The organism is Streptomyces sp. NPDC087844 (assembly GCF_044742785.1).
Lineage (GTDB): Bacteria > Actinomycetota > Actinomycetes > Streptomycetales > Streptomycetaceae > Streptomyces.
In genome coordinates this window covers 312,285-333,003 of sequence record NZ_JBIUVD010000001.1, presented here as the reverse complement: position 1 = coordinate 333,003, position 20,719 = coordinate 312,285, and the positions used below count along the sequence as shown (strand labels likewise).

At 73.1% G+C, this 20,719-nt stretch carries 16 protein-coding genes; 9 read left to right on the top strand and 7 right to left on the bottom strand.

Going from position 1 to position 20,719, the window contains the following annotated elements:
- Positions 1-87: 87 nt before the first annotated feature.
- Positions 88-1,347: an SGNH/GDSL hydrolase family protein gene (locus tag ACIOKD_RS01370; protein ID WP_402076627.1), complete on the top strand. Its 1,260-nt coding sequence runs from the start codon at positions 88-90 to the stop codon at positions 1,345-1,347.
- 121 nt (positions 1,348-1,468) lie between these two features.
- On the opposite strand, the gene ACIOKD_RS01365 is transcribed toward ACIOKD_RS01370, so the two are convergent.
- Together ACIOKD_RS01365 and ACIOKD_RS01360 are read right to left on the bottom strand one after the other, a co-directional pair.
- The gene (locus ACIOKD_RS01365; protein WP_402076626.1) at positions 1,469-1,951 is read right to left on the bottom strand and encodes a DUF456 domain-containing protein; all 483 of its coding nucleotides are present in this window, start codon (positions 1,949-1,951) and stop codon (positions 1,469-1,471) included.
- A 36-nt stretch (positions 1,952-1,987) separates the two neighbouring features.
- Entirely contained in the window at positions 1,988-3,013 is a 1,026-nt protein-coding gene (locus tag ACIOKD_RS01360) for a winged helix-turn-helix transcriptional regulator (protein ID WP_402076625.1), read from the bottom strand.
- 450 nt (positions 3,014-3,463) lie between these two features.
- Between ACIOKD_RS01360 and ACIOKD_RS01355 the strand changes: the two genes are divergently transcribed.
- Positions 3,464-5,518 (top strand): protein phosphatase 2C domain-containing protein, encoded by a 2,055-nt coding sequence (locus ACIOKD_RS01355; protein WP_402076624.1) that lies wholly within the window; start codon positions 3,464-3,466, stop codon positions 5,516-5,518.
- A gap of 63 nt (positions 5,519-5,581) precedes the next feature.
- A complete protein-coding gene (locus tag ACIOKD_RS01350; protein WP_402076623.1) occupies positions 5,582-7,324 on the top strand; it encodes a pyruvate dehydrogenase in 1,743 nt (580 codons plus the stop codon).
- A gap of 41 nt (positions 7,325-7,365) precedes the next feature.
- Here ACIOKD_RS01350 and ACIOKD_RS01345 read toward each other — a convergent pair whose 3' ends face one another.
- Positions 7,366-8,784, bottom strand: a complete 1,419-nt coding sequence (locus ACIOKD_RS01345) for a helix-turn-helix domain-containing protein (RefSeq protein WP_402076622.1) — start codon at positions 8,782-8,784, stop codon at positions 7,366-7,368.
- A gap of 350 nt (positions 8,785-9,134) precedes the next feature.
- Here ACIOKD_RS01345 and ACIOKD_RS01340 point away from each other — a divergent pair, with 350 nt between their 5' ends.
- From ACIOKD_RS01340 to ACIOKD_RS01330, 3 genes are all read left to right on the top strand, one after another.
- Positions 9,135-9,779, top strand: a complete 645-nt coding sequence (locus ACIOKD_RS01340; protein WP_402076621.1) for a hypothetical protein — start codon at positions 9,135-9,137, stop codon at positions 9,777-9,779.
- Between the two features lie 122 nt (positions 9,780-9,901).
- Positions 9,902-10,435: a hypothetical protein gene (locus ACIOKD_RS01335; protein ID WP_402077663.1), complete on the top strand. Its 534-nt coding sequence runs from the start codon at positions 9,902-9,904 to the stop codon at positions 10,433-10,435.
- A gap of 754 nt (positions 10,436-11,189) precedes the next feature.
- A complete protein-coding gene (locus tag ACIOKD_RS01330; protein WP_402076620.1) occupies positions 11,190-11,573 on the top strand; it encodes an ATP-binding protein in 384 nt (127 codons plus the stop codon).
- A 51-nt stretch (positions 11,574-11,624) separates the two neighbouring features.
- Here the strand turns inward: ACIOKD_RS01330 and ACIOKD_RS01325 are convergent, their stop codons facing one another.
- Together ACIOKD_RS01325 and ACIOKD_RS01320 are read right to left on the bottom strand one after the other, a co-directional pair.
- On the bottom strand, positions 11,625-12,656 hold the full coding sequence (locus ACIOKD_RS01325; protein ID WP_402076619.1) for a DUF2637 domain-containing protein: 1,032 nt from the start codon (positions 12,654-12,656) through the stop codon (positions 11,625-11,627).
- 321 nt (positions 12,657-12,977) lie between these two features.
- Positions 12,978-13,868: a (2Fe-2S)-binding protein gene (locus ACIOKD_RS01320; RefSeq protein WP_402076618.1), complete on the bottom strand. Its 891-nt coding sequence runs from the start codon at positions 13,866-13,868 to the stop codon at positions 12,978-12,980.
- A 1,056-nt stretch (positions 13,869-14,924) separates the two neighbouring features.
- Here ACIOKD_RS01320 and ACIOKD_RS01315 point away from each other — a divergent pair.
- The gene (locus ACIOKD_RS01315) at positions 14,925-15,665 is read left to right on the top strand and encodes a GntR family transcriptional regulator (protein WP_402076617.1); all 741 of its coding nucleotides are present in this window, start codon (positions 14,925-14,927) and stop codon (positions 15,663-15,665) included.
- A 446-nt stretch (positions 15,666-16,111) separates the two neighbouring features.
- Here ACIOKD_RS01315 and ACIOKD_RS01310 read toward each other — a convergent pair whose 3' ends face one another.
- Both ACIOKD_RS01310 and ACIOKD_RS01305 read right to left on the bottom strand, forming a co-directional pair.
- The gene (locus ACIOKD_RS01310) at positions 16,112-16,885 is read right to left on the bottom strand and encodes a hypothetical protein (protein ID WP_402076616.1); all 774 of its coding nucleotides are present in this window, start codon (positions 16,883-16,885) and stop codon (positions 16,112-16,114) included.
- Between the two features lie 190 nt (positions 16,886-17,075).
- Entirely contained in the window at positions 17,076-18,830 is a 1,755-nt protein-coding gene (locus ACIOKD_RS01305) for a PucR family transcriptional regulator (RefSeq protein WP_402076615.1), read from the bottom strand.
- A 356-nt stretch (positions 18,831-19,186) separates the two neighbouring features.
- On the opposite strand from ACIOKD_RS01305, the gene ACIOKD_RS01300 reads away from it, so the two are divergent.
- Positions 19,187-20,077, top strand: coding sequence for an FAD binding domain-containing protein (locus ACIOKD_RS01300; RefSeq protein WP_402076614.1), 891 nt, complete (start codon positions 19,187-19,189; stop codon positions 20,075-20,077).
- Entirely contained in the window at positions 20,077-20,718 is a 642-nt protein-coding gene (locus tag ACIOKD_RS01295; RefSeq protein WP_402076613.1) for a (2Fe-2S)-binding protein, read from the top strand. Before ACIOKD_RS01300 ends, ACIOKD_RS01295 begins: the two co-directional genes overlap by 1 nt.
- The last annotated feature ends 1 nt before the right edge of the window (position 20,719 follow it).

The following is a 20,719-nucleotide window of genomic DNA, read 5'->3' as shown; positions in this document are numbered from 1 at the left end:
GCCCCGCGCACCGGATCCTGGCCCCGGGCCCCGGTACCTGTATCCCGCGGGCCCTCTTCGGGCTCCGTCGGTGGGAGGCAGGAACGCATGGTCGAGGTCGGACGAAGAGACGCCTGCCGGGCCCTGACCGCCCTGGCCGGCGCGCTGGCGCTCACCCTGACGGGCACGGCCGCGGCGCACGGAGGGCCCCCGGCAGCCCCCGAGCACTGGACCGGCACCTGGGAGGCCGCCGCCTCCGGCACCGCGGCCCCGCTGCCCGGCGCCTCGATCCGTAACGTCGTCCGTACGAGCGTCGGCGGTACGGCCCTTCGGGTACGGATCTCCAACCGGCTCGGCACCCTGCCGCTGGTCCTCGGCGCGGCCACCCTGGCCAGACAGCGGCCGAACGCGCCCAAGAGCCCGAACGCCCTCTCCGGCACCATGCGCACCCTCACCTTCGGCGGCCGGAAGAAGATCACCGTGTCGGCCGGCAAGGACGTCGTCAGCGATCCCCTCACCCTGAGCGTCCCCGCCGCCACGAACCTCCTCGTCACCCTCCACACCCCCGGCGACTCGGGCCCCGCGACCTACCACCGCGACGCGCTGCAGACCAACTTCCTCGCCCTGGACGGCAATCGCGCCGCGCAGGCTGGCGGCGCCGCCTACAAGGCCACGACCACCTCCTGGTACTACGTGACCGGCGTCGACGTACTCCGTCCGCAGGCTCCCGGGAGCGTGGTCGCGCTCGGCGACTCCCTCACCGACGGCTCCGGCTCCACACCGAGCGCCAACCGCCGCTGGCCCGACCGGCTCGCCGAGCGGCTCCGCGCCCTGCCGGCCGACCGGCGGCAGGGCGTACTGAACGCGGGCGTCGCCGGCAACCGGCTGCTGCTCGAAGGGCGCGGGCCCAGCGCGCTGGCCCGGTTCGACGCCGATGTGCTCTCCCGCACCGGGGTGCGCACACTGATCGTGATGGAGGGCGTCAACGACATCAAGAGCGCGCCGAACCAGACCGACCCGGCCGCCCTCGGTGCCGCGTACCGCGAGATCGTCCGGCGCGCCCACGCCCGCGGCATCCGGGTCGTCGGCGCCACCGTCACGCCGTTCGGCGGCCACGGCGGTCACACGGCGGCCCGCGAGCGCGTGCGCCGGTCGGTCAACCAGCTCATCCGTACCGGCGGGCTCTTCGACGCGGTCGCCGACTTCGACGCCGCCGTCCGCGACCCCTCCCGGCCGGACCGGATGCGAGCCGCCTACGACTCCGGGGACCATCTCCACTTCAACGACGCGGGCATGCGCGCACTGGCCGACAGCGTCGATCTCACGGACCTGGCCGGTCTCGCGGACCTGCCCGGCCGCGCCGGGTGACGCACGGTGCGGGCGGACCCCAGCGCGGGGCCTCCTCGTTCGGCCCGACGGCCCGACGGCCCGACGGCCCGACGGCCCGACGGCTCGACGGCCGCGATCCGCGGACCCGGGCGGCCCCCTGTCAGCCCCAGATGACGGCTCCCAGCCACGCTCCCGCGACCAGCAGACAGGCGAACAGCTCCACCAGCACGCTCGTCCCGCCCCGGCGCATCACCCGGCGCACGGAGGTCATCGCGTCCCCGTGGCTGCCGAGCCGCAGCCGTTCGGCGAGGTAGACGCCACCGAGGCAGCCGGGTACCGCGCCGAGCACCGGCACGAGGAAGAAGCCGAGGAGCGCGCCGACGCCCGCGTACACCGCCATGCGGGGGGTGGCGCCGCTCGCCCGCAGACTGCGCGGCGGCAGCCACCAGCGGATCACCTGGGCGACGAGGAGAACGCCGGTGGCGCCCACGAGCACACCCCAGGAGAGCGCCCGGGGATCCTCGAAAGCCCACCACAGGACCGCGGCCCACACGAGCCACGACCCCGGCGCGCCGGGCACCAGCACTCCGCTCAGGCCGAGCAGTATCACCACACCGACCAGCAGGAGTTCCCACGCTCCCATCTGCCCAGGGTGCCCCAGTACGGAGGAACCCGCAGGTCAGTCCTGTGGGCCCCGGGCCACCCAGCCCTTCTCGTACGTGTGCCAGCCGAGCTGGAGGCGGGTCGCCACGCCCGTCAGCTCCATCAGCCGCTTCACCCGGCGCTGTACGGTCCGCAGCCCCAGGTCGAGCTGTTTGGCGACGCTCGCGTCGGTCAGCCCGGCGAGGAGCAGGGAGAGGATCTCCAGGTCGGTGCCGTCCGGCCCGTCCCGCTCCTCCTCGACGACGGTGCCGGGTTCGCCGGGCGTTGCCGGCATGCCCAGGCGCAGGGGCAGGGCGTCCCGCCACACCGACTCGAACAGACCCGACAGCGATTCGAGCAGCCCGCTCGCGTGGACGACGAGCGCGGCGGGTTCCAGGGCCTGCGAGGTCAGCGGCACCATGGCGAGGGTCCGGTCGACGATCACCAGCTTGGTCGGCACCTCGTCCACGACCCGTACGCGCTCGTCACGGCCGAGGGCCGCGGACAGTTCGGCGATGCCGCCCGGCAGGTGCAGGACCGACCGCTCGACGACCACGCGGTAGCGGACGCCGCGGCCGGCGGCCTGCTCCTCCGCGTCGTTGTCCGTCCCGGAGACGACGACGGGGTTGCCGGTGACCAGGGCGCACACCTCGTCGCTCGCGCCGAGCTGGAGCTGCAGGAAGCGCTGGGCCACCGCGGCGGCACCTGTCACCACCTCCACCAGGTCGACCGCGGCGGGTTCGGTGGCCTGCGCGCGGTACTCCTCGGCGAGCACCGCCGCCGTCAGTTCGGCCTGGTCCAGCTCGTGGCGCCGCTGGGTGAGCAGCGCGCCGAGCGCGACGCCGGGCGGCGCGGCGACCCAGCGGCCGGAGCGCGCCGACGACTGGGCCGCGAGCCCGTGCCGTTCCAGTCCGCGCAGCGCGCGTTCGGTGTCGTGTTCGCCGAGTGTGAGCCGACGTGCGAGATCGGGCACGTCGGCGGCGCCCACGGACACCAGGGCCCGGTACGCCGACTCATGTGTGTCGTCCAGCCCCAGTGCAGCCAGACCTGTCGCTTCGAGCATGCGGCGACGCCCCTCCCCGAACACCGGCCGTGGCGGAAAACGGCCACGGCGTAAAACCGCCTCGGCACATCATCGCCGTACCGTCCGTGTCTCTGCCAAGGTGGCGCCGGGACGGTACGGGGCACTGCCCCGGCGAGGACTGGCGCCAACCCGCGCGGACCGGCCAATGATCGAAAGAATGTGGGCCACCGCGGATGAACGGGACGGCAGGTGGAACTTGTCCGGTGTACACAGCTCGGCCTCAGGTGAGCGGGTCGCACTCGGGGCCGGACCGGCCGGTTCCGCGAGGGGTCCGGCCGCCCAGACCGTGACGTGGGCCGCCGGAGCCCGGTCACACAGGCGCCGCCGGGTGGTTCTCCCGTGGGGGGTGGGACTGCCCGGCGGTCCCGTATCGCTGGTTTTTGCCGATGCCCCGTTTTCATCCGGCCTCAGCGGTGGACAATTACGGGCATGAGCCAGCAGGGGGAGAGGCCGACCGGTCAGCAGGACGACTGGTGGGGGCAGCTGTACGACGACTCCACGGGGGACACCGGGCCGGCGCCCGCACCGGACTCCCTGGACGACCGCTTCGCCTCGGCGACAGACACGGTGGGCACACCACCCACCCAGAACCCAGGCGTCCCGCCGCCGCGTGAGGCCCACGGGCAACGGCACGACGAGCCCCCACGACCAGCACCCGGCGCACACCCGCCGGGGCGGCCCGTGGACGGTTCGGCGGGGCTGAGCACCGAGCCCGGTGAGGGGCGCGGGGAACGGCGCGGCCGGCCCTCACGGCCCGCACCCGACGTGCACCCGCCGGGGCGGCCCGTGGATGGTTCGGCGGGGCTGAGCACCGAGCCCGGTGAGGGGCGCGGGGAACGGCGCGGCCGGCCACCACGGCCCGCACCCGACGTGCACCCGGCTGGGTCGCCCGTGGATGGTTCGGCGGGGCTGAGCACCGAGCCCGGTGAGGAGCGCGGGGAACGGCGCGGCCGGCCAGCACGGCCCGCACCCGACGCACACCCGGCCGGGCCGCCCCCGGACGGCTTCGCGGAGAAGATGCCCCCGCCGTGGTGGCCCCCGAGCGCACCGGCCGCGGAGAGCCGGGGCGGCGCCGCGAGCGACCCGCGCGACCCCGTGCCCACCGACCCGGCCCCCGCCGAAGCCGAAGGGGCGGGGACGGACCCCCTGTGGCGCAGCGGACTCCAGCGGCAGCGGGCCCCCTGGGAAGCCCCGCCCGCGGACCCCCCGGGCCCGACCACCTTCGAGCAGGGCCAGGGCCCCACAGGGTTCCGCACGCCCGCAGCACCGCCCACAGCCATGTCCGCGGAAGTGCCTCCGCCGGCCTCGGAGGCGGCGGGACCCGGCAAGCGCCCCTCCGCCGCGGCCCCACCCTCCAAGCCCCCCGGCCGCCCGCCGACCATCGCGCCCCCGCCCACCGGCGCCGACACCCCCGCCGCCCCGCCGTCCGACCGGGGCAACCAGGTCGATCAGCCCGTCCTGCGGGTGCCCCGAACCCCCACCCCGCTCGACCACGTCGGCTCCGGCCCGCCCACCTACGACGCCGAACCCACCGCGCTGCCGCCCGCGGACCCGGACGACCTCGACGACCTCGTGGCCGACACCGTGCTGGACGGGGCCTCGTACGGGACGTACGCCCTGCGCGCCGTGTCCGTACGCGGGGACTCCGCCAGGTTCCGGGGCGAGCCGCGCAGGGACTCCCTGCTCACCGCCCGCTTCGGCACCGGCGACGACGCGCTCGTCCTGGTCGCCATGGCGACCGGCGCCCGCGCCACCCCCGACGCCCACCGCGCCGCCGCCGAGGCCTGCCAGTGGATCGGCAGGGCCGTGGGCCGCAGCCACGCGCGGCTGGCCGAGGACATCAGGGCCGCCCGGCGCGGCGACCTGAAGTCGGGCCTGCACCGTCTCACCGACCGCAGCCTCGGCAGACTGCGGGCCGGCGCCGTCGAGCGGGGCCTCGAACCCGAGGAGTACACCGCGAGCCTGCGCTGCCTGCTCCTGCCCGCAGACCCCGAGTGCCGTACGCGCGTCTTCTTCGGCGTCGGTACGGGCGGTCTGTTCCGGCTGCGGGACGGTGAATGGCAGGACATCGAACCGCGCGTCGCCGACACCACGGGCGAGGCCGTCGTCGGCTTCGGATCGCTGCCCCACGGGACGCCCCACGAGACACCGCGCGACGCGCCCCACGAGACACCCGACGGTGACCGTCTCACCATGGACCTGGGCATCACCACACCCCCGAGCCCGTACGAACCGGCGCCCGAACCGCCGCCCCGCGACCCCTTCCGCTTCCGTGCCTCCGTCGCCCGCCCGGGCGACACGCTCCTGCTGTGCAGCGGCGGGCTCGCCGAACCCCTGCGCGGCGAGCCGCGCCTGGTCGAACACCTCACCGCACGCTGGTCGGGGAGCGAGCCGCCCGGCGTCGCCGCGTTCCTCGCGGACAGCACGGTGCGGGTCAAGGGGTACGCCGACGACCGGACAGCCGCCGCCGTTTGGGAGGCGTAACCGCGCCCGCTGTGAACAGATGGGACCCGAGGGGATCCCGTGACAGCGAAGGGCGTGTGACTCATGGCCAAGCAGAACGTCGCCGAGCAGTTCATCGACATCCTCGTCCGCGCCGGCGTCAAACGCCTGTACGGAGTCGTGGGCGACAGCCTCAACCCGGTCGTCGACGCGATCCGGCGCAACTCCGCCATCGACTGGATCCATGTCCGGCACGAGGAGACGGCGGCGTTCGCGGCGGGCGCCGAGGCCCAGATCACCGGCGGCCTCGCCGCCTGCGCGGGTTCCTGCGGTCCGGGAAACCTGCACCTCATCAACGGCCTGTACGACGCCCACCGCTCCATGGCCCCCGTGCTCGCCCTCGCCTCGCACATCCCCTCCAGCGAGATCGGTCTCGGCTTCTTCCAGGAGACCCACCCCGACCAGCTGTTCCGTGAGTGCAGCCACTACAGCGAGATGATCTCCAACCCGCGGCAGATGCCCCGCCTGCTGCAGACCGCCATCCAGCACGCGGTCGGCCAGGGCGGCGTGAGCGTCGTGACACTGCCCGGCGACATCGCCGACCAGCCCGCCCCGGACAAGGCCGCAGAGACCGCCCTCGTCACCTCCCGCCCCACTGTGCGCCCCGGTGACACCGAGATCGACAAGCTCGCCGCGATGATCGACGCGGCCGACAAGATCACGCTCTTCTGCGGCAGCGGCACCGCGGGCGCGCACGCCGAGGTCATGGAGTTCGCCGAGAAGATCAAGTCCCCGGTCGGGCACGCCCTGCGCGGCAAGGAATGGATCCAGTACGACAACCCGTACGACGTCGGCATGAGCGGACTCCTCGGGTACGGCGCCGCCTACGAGGCGACCCACGAGTGCGACCTGCTGATCCTGCTGGGCACCGACTTCCCGTACAACGCCTTCCTGCCGGACGATGTCGAGATCGCCCAGGTCGACGTGCGGCCCGAACGGCTGGGCCGCCGCTCGAAGCTGGACCTCGCGGTGTGGGGCGATGTGAAGGAGACCCTGCGCTGTCTCACCCCGAGGGTGAGCCCGAAGACCGACCGCCGCTTCCTCGACAAGATGCTCAAGAAGCACTCCGCGGCGCTGGACGGCGTCGTCAAGGCCTATACGCGCAAGGTCGACAAGCACGTCCCGATCCACCCGGAGTACGTCGCCTCGGTCCTCGACGAACTCGCCGACGACGACGCCGTGTTCACCGTCGACACCGGTATGTGCAACGTGTGGGCGGCCCGCTACATCACGCCCAACGGCCGCCGCCGCATCATCGGTTCCTTCTCGCACGGTTCCATGGCGAACGCACTGCCGCAGGCCATCGGCGCCCAGTTCACCGACCGGGGCCGCCAGGTCGTCTCGATGTCGGGCGACGGCGGATTCTCCATGCTGATGGGCGACTTCCTCACCCTCGTCCAGTACGACCTGCCGGTGAAGGTCGTCCTCTTCAACAACTCCTCGCTCGGCATGGTCGAGCTGGAGATGATGGTCGGCGGGCTGCCGGCGTACGGGACGAGCAACAAGAACCCCGACTTCGCCGCCGTCGCACGGGCCTGCGGTGCCTACGGCGTACGCGTCGAGAAGCCCAAGGAGCTCGCGGGCGCCCTGAAGGACGCCTTCAAGCACAAGGGCCCCGCCCTCATCGACATCGTCACCGACCCGAACGCCCTGTCCATCCCGCCGAAGATCAGCAAGGAGATGGTCACCGGCTTCGCCCTGTCGGCGTCCAAGATCGTCCTCGACGGGGGAGTGGGCCGCATGGCGCAGATGGCCCGCTCCAACCTCCGTAACGTGCCCCGGCCGTAGGCCCTGTCCGGAGGGCTTCTGACGGATCCAGGCTCCGGCCGTCAGTCGGCGGGGACCCACTTGCGCTCCGAGCCTTCCGTTCCGTACCAGTAGCGCGGCAGGCCCTTGATGGCACTCGTACGGAACGGACGGCCGTGGTCGTCGATGCGGGCCGTGCCGGTGCGTCCCTCGGAGGACCAGTCGAGCTCCAGGTACCAGTCGCAGCCGCAGTTCTCCGTCTGCGCGGTGACCAGCAGTACCTCCGGGTCCGAGGCCGACACCCGGTAGGGCATGCGCACGGCCGGGATCGGCGTGCCGGTGTCGTTGCCGGGCACCGCGCGGGCGATCGGGCGGTCCTTGTCCAGGTCGACGGCGAAGGAGCGCGGGGTGATCGAGCCGCCGCAGCCCTGGTCCATGGCGTAGACGGTGCCGGGATCGGGGGCGGTGCGGCCGACCACCCGGACCCGCAGATCCGTCAGGACGACGGCGGTCGAGGTCCGGCCCTGCACGGAGATCTCCACGTTGGTCTCCCGCCCGTGCACCGCGCCCTGGGTCGCCGCCCAGGTCCCGGCGTCCTGCGGAGCCGGTGGCGGCGGGACCTGCCCCGGGTCCTTGCGGATGACGTAGTCGTGGCCGCAGCCGAGCTTCCACGCCTGCGAGTTCGCGGTCCAGGTGAGAGGTGCGGAGACGGTTCCGCCGCCGTTCGGCTTCCGCTTGCCCTTCGTGCCCTTCGTGCCCTTCGAACCCGAAGTCGCGCCGCCACGAGGGGACTTGGACGCCTTGCCCGTGGCGCCGGCCGAGGGCGACGCGCCGCTCCCGCTGGGGGACGGGCTCGTCGACGGGTGGTGACGGGTGTCCGAGGTGGCCGTCGTGGGGGACGGGCGCACGGTCCCGGAGGCGTCGTCGGAGGGCCCGTCGCCGGAGAGAGCCGACAGGCTGCCCAGCGTGAGAAGCAGCGCGGACGCCGCCGCGACGGTGACGGTGATCCGCCGCCGGTACCAGACGGGCCGGGGGCGCGCGGCGGCGCCGGCGGGGACGGCGTCGGACACGAGGCCGTCGCCGGAGTCGTCCACGGGGTTCGCGGCGGCGGGCGCGCTCGCGACGGCCTCGCCCGCGGGGTCCGGCTCATCCGGCTCATCCGGCTCGTTCGTCTCGTTCGGCTGTGGTCCGTCGTCCTCCGTCGTGTCCGGGGCCGGGCCCTCCGACGGGCCGGGCACACGTGGCCGCTGCCGGGCCGCGACCGCCAGAATCCAGCGGCGGTGCAGTTCGAGCCGCTCCTCCGGCGTCGCCCCGCACAGTGCGGCGAACCGCTCCACGGGTGCGAAGTCGAGCGGCACCGCGTCGCCTGCGCAGTAGCGGTGCAGCGTCGAGGTGTTCATGTTCACCCGGCGCGCCAGGGCGCCGTAACTGCGATCCGTCCGTGCCTTCAGACGTCTCAGCAGTGCCGCGAACTCCTCGACGTCCTCGTCCCGAGTCGACACCGTTCCCCCGTACTGGTCGTCCGTACTGGTGGCGCCCCGGCCGAGGGGCCTGTCCCGGCCCGGATGAGCATCCCAGGCACTCCATATACCTGCACGTCAGGAGGGCTGGGATGGTTCCACCGTGGCGGAAAGGGCGCCGCCTGTTGCGCACGCCCCGAGTGACGGCTGATGCTTCTGGTGTCGCACCGACCGCCGCCGGACCGACCAGCCGGCGGCAGCCCACGACGGGCCTTCGCGGCAACACCCACCACTTGTGCAGGCGGCTCGGTTCGCCGTGCACAGAACGGCCATGCACACAGAACGGCCCTGCACACAGATCGTGCAGGCACTCGCACCCAGGGGGACATCCAATGACCAAGCGCACCCGAGGCGTGGCGTTCACCGCACTCGCCGCCGCGGCCCTCGCCGTCGGTACGGTACTCGCCGGCCCGGCCGGTGCCGTCGTGAACACCTCGGTACCCGTCTCGGTGACGTCGAGCGGCACGCCCAGGTTCCTGTCGGCCTCCCAGCTGCCGCCGCACCCCTCGTCCGCCTGGACGGCGGGCAGGGTCACCCCCGGTGTCCCCGACGAGCTGGTGTTCTGCCTGGAGGACGCGCTGCCGGGCTACGACTCCTCGTACCGGGACTTCCGGACCGACCTGGAGACCAACGCCCAGCAGCTCACCATCGTCGTCGGCAGCAACGCGAAGGCCGATGCCCTCGCCAAGCGGCTGAACAAGGAGATCAAGGCCTGCGCGGCCAAGGCGGAGCAGGCCGACCCCGAGGTCGAGGCCACATGGAAGGACTACGGCACGTTGCCGGTCGAGGAGGGTGCCCATGTCTACGGGGTGCACACCGACACCTCCTGGGGCGCCACCGACATCAACCTCTACTCGGTCGGCCGGGACGGCCGGGCCGTCACCGTCGTGAAGTGGGGGCAGATGGGTGACTTCTCCGACGCGCCGGTGAAGGCCTTCAAGAAGACGACGACCACCGCGGTCAACAAGCTCCACTGACCGCCACCTGAGCCGGGGCCGCCCTCACGCGACGGGGGTCGAGAGGGCGGCCCCTACCGGTGCGACCGACCATCGCGCCGGTCATGACAGAAGTGCAGCAGCAGAACGGGGAGTACGGACCGATGAACAGCAACAACAGCGACAGCAGCGCCGCCGGCACCGCAGCACGCGGACGGGGACGCCGTGCCGCTCTGATCGCCGGCCTCGTCGCCGCGACCGCCCTGCCGCTCGGGATCACCGCGTCGGCCGAGGCGACCTCGGCCGACGCGACGGCGCGGACCGCCGCGTTCCGCTCGGTCGGCGGGCAGCCGTCGAACTCGGTGACCCGGATCGCCGACTTCTACGGCGCGTACATCGACGCGCAGAGCGGTCCGGGCGAGGGCGGGAACCTGGTCACCGAGCTCCGGAAGTACTACGTGCACGCCGACTACCGCAAGGAACTCGCGGCCTGGGAGGACAAGAACCACGCGGACGGCGTCCTGCGGGCCCAGAACGTGCCGGCGAAGTGGACGGTCACCGACAACGGCAAGGCGGACCACTCGGAAGCGGTCGTGACGATGACCTGGGGGGACAGGACCACGACCGAGCTTGTCGTCGACATGAACCGTGACCACGAGATCATCCACATCGGGGACAGGGGAAGTGGCGCCAAGTAGGCACGTAGGCACTTAGGCACTAGGCACGTGGGCAAGTAGGCAAGTAGGCAGCAAGTAGGCGTATAGGCAGGGGCACAGGCGGCGGGCAGTCGGTCGGGGGGCCGGCGGATCCAGCACCCCCGCCGGTCCCCGGCCGACTCGCGTACGGCCGGTGCGTCAGGTGGCTGTCGGCGGATGGACCGAACGCCGACGACCGTTCCGCCGGCCGGAGACAAGGGCTCGAAGCGGTGTGCGCCCGTCCGGTGCACCCCCGTTCCGCGCGGCAGCTGGACGGCGCCGCCTCCCGCGCGGGAGCCGCCTTCCCCGCCCGGGTCGCGGCCGTCGTGGGAGGCCATCGGCGGGGTCGCGGCACCATCTCCGGCGGTCCGCCCGCCGCGTACCGGCCGCCGGTCGACCGGCGCACCCCGCGTCGTCAGTGCGTTCTCCGACCGTCCCGGCGCTGGACGGCGCGCGTCGTACGGGGCCAACAACCCACGTACAGGCAGTGGTTGAAGAATCGACATGACTGCCGGGTTTCCTGACGGGGCATGCATTCCGTGAACGTGTTCGAGCAGGAGGGGTACCGAGAGCGGCGGGGGTCATGAAGAGGTATGCGCGAGGGGGCGGTCCCGTCTTATCCGGGGCCTTCTCGGCGGAGACGGTGAATGCGGCCACGACCGTGGAGGACACGGCGGACACGGCGGAGATCGCGCTTGATCAGCACGGTCTTCAGGAAGGTCTTCAGGAAGGTCTTCAGGAAGGTTTCCAGGACGGCTTGTCGCAACTCAGGAGCAGGCTCCGGCGCTGCGATCTCCGGGCCGTGCCCGAGGTCCGCAGAGCGCTGCGGGAACTGCTCGCCCACTGGGGGAGGCCCGGCAGGTCCGAGACGGCAGAACTGCTCACCAGCGAGATAGTGACCAACGCGCTCGTCCACACCGACCGGGACGCGCTGGTGACGGCGACCGTCGGCCCGCGCGGACTGCGGGTGGAGGTACGGGACTTCGAGGGGCGCAGGCCGAGGCTGCGGACACCGAACCCTGACGAGGGCACGCACGGCAGGGGCCTGATCCTGGTGCAGTCGCTCGCCGACGCGTGGGGCGTACGCGTGCACGGGGTGGGAAAGGCGGTGTGGTTCGAACTGGATGGGGGCGCGGCATGAGATGCCGCGCCCCCATCCGGAGTCGAGGCCGTCGAGAGCCCCGGGTCCCGCTCAGCCGAACTGCTGCTCCAGGTCCTTCAGCTTGCGCTCAAGGGAGTCGAGCCGTGGGAGGGCCATTGTGTCGTCCTCCGCGGTGAGATCGACCGTCCCCGAGTCCCCGCTTCGGCGGACCGGCTGCAACGAGGGTCGGGCGCGTGAAGGTAGTTCCGGCGTTGATATGGCAGGCTCCGAAGCGACCTGGGCGGCCGTCTGGGCCGACTGGAGTTCCGCCTGACGGCCGCCGCGGCCGAGCACGCCGCGGTGGCCGCGGGTGATCGCCTTGATGCGGGCGCGGTCCAGCTTCTCCTGGTCGCGTCGGCGCAGGCGGTTCTGCTCCTTGTCCCGCTTGTCCTCACGTACTTCCTCGACGGCCTCGTCCAGGCTGCGCACGTTCTCAAGCAGCATCAGCGACCAGGCGCCGAAGGTCTCACGCGGGGCGCGCAGCCACCGTACGATCCGGATCTGCGGCAGCGGCCGGGGCACCAGGCCCTGCTCGCGCAGGGCGGCGCGGCGGGTCTGCTTCAGCGCGCGGTCGAACAGGACTGCGGCCGACAGGGACATGCCGGCGAAGAAGTGCGGGGCTCCCGCGTGGTCGAGGCCCCGGGGGGCGTGCACCCAGTTGAACCAGGCAGCGGCGGCCGCGAACGTCCACACGAGTATCCGGGAGCCGAGCGCCGCGTCACCGTGGCTGGCCTCGCGCACCGCGAGTACGGAGCAGAACATGGCCGCGCCGTCCAGGCCGAACGGCACCAGGTACTGCCAGCCGCCGGTCAGGTTCAGGTTCTGCTCGCCGAAGCCGACCAGGCCGTGGAAGGAGAGAGCGGCGGCGACCGCGGCGCAGCAGAACAGCAGTACGTAGGAGGCGGTGGCGTAGACGGCCTCCTTGCGCCTGCGACGCTCTTCCGTGCGCTCCCACGAATCTTCGGCGCGGGTCTTCTCCCCGGCGCGCTTGCCACGCGCGAGCACCGCAACCGCCGCCAGCAGGCCCAGGAGCAGCACGGCGCCGGGTAGCAGCCAGTTCAGCGATATGTCGGTCAGTCTCATCTGGGGTCCCTTGCATTGGGATAGGGCGTAACGCCCGTCATAGTGGCCCAATCCCGCGGGTCCTCAGGGAGTTTCGGGGCAAGAGGCCGCCAGATAAGTGCAAGGGGATGCGCGTGGGCGGCATTCTCCTCGAACTGCCGCTTGAGGGGCGGGAGTTGAGTTCGAGTTAGATTACCCGTACGGGTGGTTCCACGGAAAGTTCCTGCGCCAAGTGAGGATATTGTGAACCAGCCGTGACCTCAGTACCCGCGTCCATGGCGGAGAACCCGGTCTCAGGCCGAGTTGATCTTACTGGATGCGGAAGGTGGTCCCGCGCGGGGCTCAGACCGCCGCCTCTGCCGCCTGGGCCGTCAGCTTCGCGATGCGCACGGCCTCGGTGTTGCGGGGGCAGTTGGCGCAGGTGTCCTCGGCGTCGAGGGTGTAGTAGAAGCAGCAACTGGCCCGGTCCCTGGTGGGCAGGCACTCGCCGTTCGAACCGGTCACCTCGCGGAAGCCGGCCGTGCCGACGTACGGCTTGGTGGTGCCGGGGAACAGCAGCTCCAGCTCCCGCGTCGCGCGCTCCTGCTCGCCGAGGAGACCGGCGACGTAATAAAGGCTCTCGACGACCTCGTCCGTGGCCATGGCCCACAGGGCGCGGCCCCTGCGCCGCATGCGCGGGGCGAAGCCGCTCAGGACCGGCTCCAGATGCTCGGCGACGGCGGCCCTCACCTCGGCGCGCAGAGCCTCTTCGTCCCGGACGACGCGGGCACCGGGCAGTGTCGCCGCCGGGTCGTCCGGGAGGCAGGCGAACTCGCCCACGCGCACCGCGATACGGCCGGGCATGCGCTGGAAGGTGACGTCCTGCACGGGGAAACGGGGGACGCGGCGCAGTACGAACCACGGAACCGTGATCAGCAGACAGGCCGGCCAGGCGTACCGGTGCAGACCGAAGCTGGCGATGACGTCCGGGCGGGCCCGCTGTCCGTGGTCGGCCAGGACCTGCTCGTCGTCCCATGCGAGAAAGGACTCGAACTCGGGCCCCGCCTCCGCGAGCCTCGCGACACCGACCCGCCCGCCACCCGTCGGGGCGGGTTCGCCCGGGGCGAGTTCCGTCACGCCCAGGGCCGGGAACACCTCGGTCATTCGCGTGTACGCCTCGGTGAGGGCCGAGTGGGCCGGGCGCGCGCCACCGGTGGTCACGGGCGCTGTCACGGCCGGGGCGGTAGCGGACATGCGAGGACCCCGTCTCTCGATCTTGGGCAAGTAAGGCTTACCTTACCCGATAGGGTCGAGGTTTACCCTGTTCTGTCGGGGTCACGACGGACCCCACCCGACATTGACACCCGCACACCCACCACCAGCGCCAACCCGGAGGAGGCTCCCGTGGAGAAGGCCGGTTCGCGCGAGGGGTACGGCTCTGCCGGGGACTCCTCGAAGGCGCGTCCCACGGGGGTGCGTCCGACGGGGGCGCGTCCGAGGGGGGCCCGTCTCACGGAGACGGGCCCCACGGAGACTCGGCCCACGGAGACCCGGCCCGGGGAGGGGCGTACCGGGGAGACGCGTGACGTGGCGGGCCGCCCCGGGGGCGCCGGCCTGCGGGTACCGCCCCAGGCGCGCTCGGAGGGCCGTGCCGAGGCCCTTGCCGTCGGCCCCTCTCCCGCGACCCCGCCGGTTCCCGCCGCCCCCGTCGCGCACGCCGCCCGCGGTGAGCACACCCACAGCGAGACGCCGATTCCCCAGCCGCGGGTGACGCGCGAGGGCGCCCGGGACCCGCGAGGCCCGGGCGGCACAGGCAGCGCCGCACGGCCCCAGGGTTCCTCGGGAGCCGGCGGGGGCCTGCCGGGCGGGGCATTCCCGGGCACGAGTGAGGCCCCCGCGAGCGGGACCCTGGCGAGCGGACCGTCCATGGGCGTTCCCAGAGGTGGCGCGCTCAGCTTCACGGACGGTGCCCGGCGCGCCGGCACGCACGACGCGTCGACCGCCGTGCCCGGAACAGAGAGCCGCCGGACCGCCACGAGCGCCCCGGATCTCCGCGAAGCGACTGCGCCTCCCGGCGCTCCCGTGGGCCCGGAGGCTCCGGGTGGAGCGGGCGGCGCGGGTGGCGTGGGTACTCCCGGCGGCCGGGGTGTGCCGGATGTCCGTGCGTCCTCGGCCCCGGGAGTCCTGGGTGGTCCCGGCCGCGCCACGGCGGCATGCGGAGCGCCAGGCGCCCCCGGCCCTGCCGCAGCCCCGGAGGCCCTGGGCGGCCCAGGCGTCTCCGGCGGCCGAGGTACGCCGTCAGGGCGCCGGGTGCCCGATGCCCGTACGGCCTCGATCGGCCCCGCGCCCGCGTCTGCGCCCGCCCCCACTCCTGCCCCCGTCCCCGCACCTGTCTCCGGGCCCGCCTTCGCGGTCGCGGCTCCCCGGCCCGTGATTCAGCGGCTCTCCGTCCGTGGGCAGGTTCTTGACGCGCTGCGGTCCGCTCTCGTCGCCGGTGACCTCGCCCCCGGTGAGGTCTACTCCGCCCCCGCGCTCGGCGAACGCTTCGGGGTGTCGGCGACCCCCGTGCGCGAGGCCATGCAGCAGCTCGCGAACGAGGGGGCGGTCGAGGTCGTACCGAACCGCGGCTTCCGTGTCATCCGGCGCGGGGCCCGTGAACTGGCCGAGCTGGCCGAGATCCGGGCACTCGTCGAGATGCCGGTGATGCTGCGGCTGACCCGTACGGTGGCGGCCCCCTGCTGGGCGGAGCTGCGCCCGCTCGCCGACGCGACCGTGACCGCGGCGGCCACCGGCGACCTCGCGCGCTACGCCGAGTCCGACCGCGTCTTCCACGCCGCGGTCCTCGCCCTCTCGGGCAACCGCCAGCTGGTACAGCTCGCGGACGACCTCCACCGCCGCGCCCAGTTGCCCCTGGCCGGGGCCCCCACCCGGCGTCCGCGCGCCGATCTCCTCGCCGACGCGGCGCAACACGCGGGGCTGCTCGACGCGTTGGCCGCGCAGGACGTTGCGGTGGCGCAGGGCTTGATACGGGACCACTTCGCGGGCGCGTAGCGGGTACGCGTCGGGCCGCCGCCTCGATCGTGCCCAAGGCCTCAGGGCCCTGACGTCCTGGGCCCTGAGGCCTTGGCGCGAGGCGTCGTTCATCCGTGGGCCCGGTGGGGGCTGGTCGCGCAGTTCCCCGCGCCCCTGAAAGACGGCGGGTCTGTGTGCCGGGCGCCTGCAGAGGTCGGCGGGTCTGCGTGCCCGGTGCCTGCAGAGGCTGGCGGGTCCGCGTGCCCCGCGCCCCTGAAAGACGGCGGGTCTGCGTGCCGGGCGCCTGCAGAGGTCGGCGGGTCCGCGTGCCCCGCGCCTCTGGGAGACGGCGGGTCTGCGTGTCTCGCGCCCCTGGGAGACGGCGGATCCGCGTGCCCGGTGCCTGCCGCACGAGGCGGGTCCGGGTCCGGGTCCTCCGAGGCTGCTCGGGAAGGCGCGTCCGTGGCCCGGCGCGGGCGCTGGCGTCACGCGGTGGCCGCCGGTGGTGCCAACTGGTCCGCCAGCCAGGTCGGTACGCCTCCGAGGAGCTTGAACAGCCGCCCCGCCTCCGCCCGTAGCCGGGACGCCTCCGGTTCGGTCTCCGCGTCGGCGAGGGACGCCAGCGCCGGGGCGGTACCGACGAGGTAGCCCAACTCCTCGCGGATGCGCAGGGATTCGGCGAAGCCGTGCCGGGCCTCCGCCAACTCGCCCTCGCGCAGCGCGAGTCCCGCGAGGTGACGCCAGGTGAAGGACAGGAGCAGCGGGTCGTCGTGCGCGGTGGCGCCCGCGTGGGCCCGGCGGTAGGCGGCGCGCGCGGACTGCGGCGAGTGCGCCAGGTTCTCCGCGAGCAGGCCGCGCCGGAAGTCGAGCAGCGCCCGCCCTCTGGCACCCGGCGCGATCAAGGCCGCCGCCCGGCCGAGCGCGGCCCGTGCCTCGTCGGCGCGGTCGCGGACCGCCAGCAGCGTCGACGCGTACGCGAGCTGCCCCCGCTCGCACGCCGCCGCGCCCCGCTCGTCGTCGCTCTGGGCCAGCGCCTCCGCCGTACGCAGCGCGTCCTCCGCCTCCGCCCACCCCTGCTCGGTGTAGAGGCAGCGTTCGACGAGGAGTGAGGCTCTCTGGAGAGCGGCCGATGCCGTGTGTGGTTCCAGGAGAGCGGCCGCGTCGGCCCAGCAGGCGCGCGAGCGCAGCCGCCATATTGCGGTCTGGAGTGGATCGTCCCCTGCAGTCGTTCCGTAACCAGACATGGCGGGATGCGCCACGTTGCCCTCCCCGAGCACGCCATTGAGCTGTTGAGTGGTGGCGGCATCTCAGCACGAATGAGCGCGCCCGGCCAAGGGGGTAGGTGAAGGATTTCACAAAGTCGTGGGTTGGAGAAGACACTTGACGCACGTTCCGGGCCTCCGCTCGCACCCGTGCGACGGGAGTCCCACCGCCCGCAGCGCTGTGACCTCAGCTCATCCGCAGCGCGAGGAAGAAGTCCAGCTTGTCCTCAAGCCGGGAAAGATCTCGGCCCGTCAACTGCTCGATACGCCCGACCCGATAGCGCAGCGTGTTGACGTGCAGATGCAGACGGGCCGCGCAGCGCGTCCAGGACCCGTCGCAGTCGAGGAACGCCTCCAGCGTCGGGACCAGCTCGGCGCGGTGCCGGCGGTCGTACTCGCGCAGCGGGTCCAGCAGCCGGGCCGTGAAGGCGCGGCGCACGTCGTCCGGCACGAAGGGCAGCAGCAGTACGTGCGACGCCAGCTCCTGGTGGCCCGCCGCGCACACCCGCCCGGGCCTGGCCGCGGCCACCCGCCGCGCGTGCCGTGCCTCCTCCAGGGCGCCGCGCAGGCCCTCCGCCGAGTGCACGGCAGCGCTGACGCCCAGCGTGAGCCGCCCGTCACCGTCCAGTCCGGCCGACAGCGGCTCGCGTACCGCTTCCAGTATCGCGTCGGCCAGCAGGCCCGTCTCCGAGCCGTCGTGCTCCGAGGAGACGGCCGGCAGGGGGACGAGCGCGATGGCCTCGTCGCCCGTGTGGGCGACCGCGATCCGGTCGGACGGCTCGGGACCCGACGACAGCGGGTCGACCAGGATCTCCTCCAGCAGCGCCTGCGCCACCGGACCGCCAGCCGGACCGCCAGCCGGACCTCCCGCGGGCCCCTCGGTCCGTCTGCCACCGCCGCCGGACTCGGCCGGGGAGCCCGCGGGCCCGCCCTCCGCCTCGTCCCATTCGACGCGGGCGACCACGACCTGCCAGTGCGGAGCCGCGCCCAGTCCGGGCAGCAGTACGGGCGCCGCGACCCGCAGCCGCGCCGCGATCTCGGCGGGCGCGGCACCGGTCCGCACCAGCTCCAGCACCTCCTGCGCGAGCCTGCGCCGCACGGTGCGCGCCGCGTCCCGTCGGTCCCGCTCCACGGCGATCAGTTGCGTCACGCCCTCCAGCAGGTCGAGCCGCTCCTCCGGCCAGTCCCCGGCGTCCGCCTCCACGGCGAGCAGCCACTCCGACAGGACCGTCTCGCGTACGTCGCGCGTCCCCGCCGTAGAGCGTCCGCCGCCGCGGACCGGGAACAGCGAGTACGTGGCCGGGCCCACCGTCACCCGGTACGGGCCGCGGCGGCCCGTGCGGACCGCCGCCAGGTGCTCACCGGCCAGCGTGGCGCAGACCTGCGCGGGCAGCTCGGTCTCCGCGAGACGCGAGCCCGCGATGAGGCGCCCGACGGGGGAGAGGACCCAGGCACGCAGGTCCAGGTCGGTACCGAGCAGGTCCAGGACCACGTCCGGGCCGCCGCCCGCCGGGCCTGAGGTCATCATCCGGCGGTGCCGGTCCACCACGGCCGCCAGGTCCCCGGCACGCTCGCCCGACACCTGCCGCACGACGTGCTCGGTGATCGTCGCGAAGGCCACCGACTCGTTGACGGCGAACAGCGGCAGCCGGTGCTGCGCGCAGGCCGCCACCAGGTCCTCCGGGATGGCGCCCAGCTCGGCCTCGCCCGCGGCCAGCGCCGTGACCCCGGCGCCCGCGAGGAGCCGTACGAAGGGCTCGGAGTCGGCCGGGCCACGGCGCCAGGCGAGCCCGGTGAGGACCAGCTCACCGCCCGACAGATAGCGGCTGGGGTCCCGCAGGTCCGTGGTCATCACCCCGCGCACCGTGCGGTCCAGCTCGTCCTGGCCGCCGAGCAGCCGCAGGCCCAGCGCGTCCGTGTCCAGCAGTGCGCGCAGCCGCATCTCGTCGCCGCCGTTCTGTCTCGAAAAATTACGATGGATGGGGAACCGATGGAGGGGGCCGAACCGATGAAGGGGCGAGAGGAGGACTCATTCCGGCCGGTGGCCGACGCGCAGCGGACTGCGTCCGACGTTTCCGAGGGAAAGCCGAGAGGTTACTGATGACCTCCGTTCATACGAATCTACAAGATGCGCGCCCTGGCCAGCCAACTCCTTCATGGTTTCGGTGACTGACCCCATTGGTGGAACGGGCTGTGTACTGGCTCCCATCCACGTGAACAACTCATGAACGAGCCTGGGCCGCCGCACACGATCTGGCTTGATCAGCACCATCAACGAGACGAAGAAGAGAGCCGGTCATGGACTTCCTTCGCCCCGCCAGCTGGGAGGAAGCGCTCGCCGCCAAGGCAGCGCATCCCACAGCTGTGCCGATTGCGGGTGGCACCGACGTGATGGTCGAGATCAACTTCGACCACCGCCGGCCCGAGTACCTGCTGGACCTCAATCGCATCGGCGAGTTGGGCGACTGGGAGGTCGGCGAGGAGTCGGTCCGCCTGGGCGCCTCGGTCCCGTACTCGGCGATCATGGACAACCTCCGCGGCGAGCTGCCCGGCCTGGCCCTGGCCTCCCACACCGTGGCCTCCCCGCAGATCCGCAACCGCGGCGGAGTCGGCGGGAACCTCGGCACCGCCTCCCCGGCCGGTGACGCCCACCCCGCCCTCCTTGCGGCGGGCGCCGAGGTCGAGGCCGAGTCCGTACGGGGTTCACGGCTGATCCCGATCGACGCCTTCTACACCGGGGTGAAGCGCAACGCGCTCGCCCCCGACGAGCTGATCCGCGCCGTCCACATCAAGAAGGCGGACGGCCCGCAGCAGTACTCCAAGGTCGGCACCCGCAACGCCATGGTGATCGCGGTGTGCGCCTTCGGCCTCGCCCTGCACCCCGCCACCCGCACGGTCCGCACCGGCATCGGTTCGGCCGCGCCCACACCCGTACGGGCCGAAGTCGCCGAGGAGTTTCTGAACGCGGCGCTCGAAGAAGGCGGCTTCTGGGACAACGGCAAGATCATCACCCCGTCGGTGGCCAAGCAGTTCGCCGAGCTGTGCTCCGGCGCCTGCAACCCCATCGACGACGTCCGGGGCACCGCGAGCTACCGCCGCCACGCGGTGGGCATCATGGCCCGCCGCACGCTGACCTGGACCTGGGAGTCGTACCGCGGCACCGCCGCCGCCACGGAGGGAGTCGCGTAATGCGCGTCAGTTTCACGGTCAACGGCCGTCCGCAGGAAGCCGACGACGTGTGGGAGGGCGAGTCCCTGCTGTACGTGCTGCGGGAACGCCTGGGCCTGCCGGGCTCGAAGAACGCCTGCGAGCAGGGCGAGTGCGGCTCCTGCACGGTCCGCCTCGACAACGTTCCGGTCTGTTCCTGTCTGGTCGCGGCCGGGCAGGTCGAGGGCCGCGACGTCGTCACGGTCGAGGGCCTGGCGGACTTCGCCAAGCAGCGGGCGGAGCAGCACGGGGGTTGCGCCTCCCGAGCCCCCGGAGCCCCGAGCGTCCCCGGAACCTCAGGAGCCGCGGGGGCCCCTGGCGCCTGCGGTACGCCCCTGGACGCGGCCAAGCGCTGGGAGGCGCGGCCCGCCGACTCGCAAACCGGTGAGGGCGCCGAACTGGCGCCCATCCAGCAGGCGTTCATCGACGCCGGAGCCGTCCAGTGCGGCTTCTGCACCCCCGGCCTGCTGGTCGCGGCCGACGAGATGCTGGAGCGCAACCCGACCCCGACCGACGCCGACATCCGCGAGGCGCTCTCGGGCAACCTCTGCCGCTGCACCGGCTACGAGAAGATCATGGACGCGGTCCGCCTGGCGGCCGCCCGGCAGGGAGAGGTGGTCTGAC

Bases quoted from the DNA above. Each gene is read 5' to 3' on its own strand.
- ACIOKD_RS01365 (WP_402076626.1), bottom strand. From the start codon at position 1,951: ATGGGAGCGTGGGAACTCCTGCTGGTCGGTGTGGTGATACTGCTCGGC.
- ACIOKD_RS01300 (WP_402076614.1), top strand. From the start codon at position 19,187: ATGGACTTCCTTCGCCCCGCCAGCTGGGAGGAAGCGCTCGCCGCCAAG.
- ACIOKD_RS01305 (WP_402076615.1), bottom strand. From the start codon at position 18,830: ATGCGGCTGCGCGCACTGCTGGACACGGACGCGCTGGGCCTGCGGCTG.
- ACIOKD_RS01335 (WP_402077663.1), top strand. From the start codon at position 9,902: ATGAACAGCAACAACAGCGACAGCAGCGCCGCCGGCACCGCAGCACGC.
- ACIOKD_RS01340 (WP_402076621.1), top strand. From the start codon at position 9,135: ATGACCAAGCGCACCCGAGGCGTGGCGTTCACCGCACTCGCCGCCGCG.
- ACIOKD_RS01370 (WP_402076627.1), top strand. From the start codon at position 88: ATGGTCGAGGTCGGACGAAGAGACGCCTGCCGGGCCCTGACCGCCCTG.
- ACIOKD_RS01295 (WP_402076613.1), top strand. From the start codon at position 20,077: ATGCGCGTCAGTTTCACGGTCAACGGCCGTCCGCAGGAAGCCGACGAC.
- ACIOKD_RS01325 (WP_402076619.1), bottom strand. From the start codon at position 12,656: ATGAGACTGACCGACATATCGCTGAACTGGCTGCTACCCGGCGCCGTG.
- ACIOKD_RS01350 (WP_402076623.1), top strand. From the start codon at position 5,582: ATGGCCAAGCAGAACGTCGCCGAGCAGTTCATCGACATCCTCGTCCGC.
- ACIOKD_RS01360 (WP_402076625.1), bottom strand. From the start codon at position 3,013: ATGCTCGAAGCGACAGGTCTGGCTGCACTGGGGCTGGACGACACACAT.
- ACIOKD_RS01320 (WP_402076618.1), bottom strand. From the start codon at position 13,868: ATGTCCGCTACCGCCCCGGCCGTGACAGCGCCCGTGACCACCGGTGGC.
- ACIOKD_RS01355 (WP_402076624.1), top strand. From the start codon at position 3,464: ATGAGCCAGCAGGGGGAGAGGCCGACCGGTCAGCAGGACGACTGGTGG.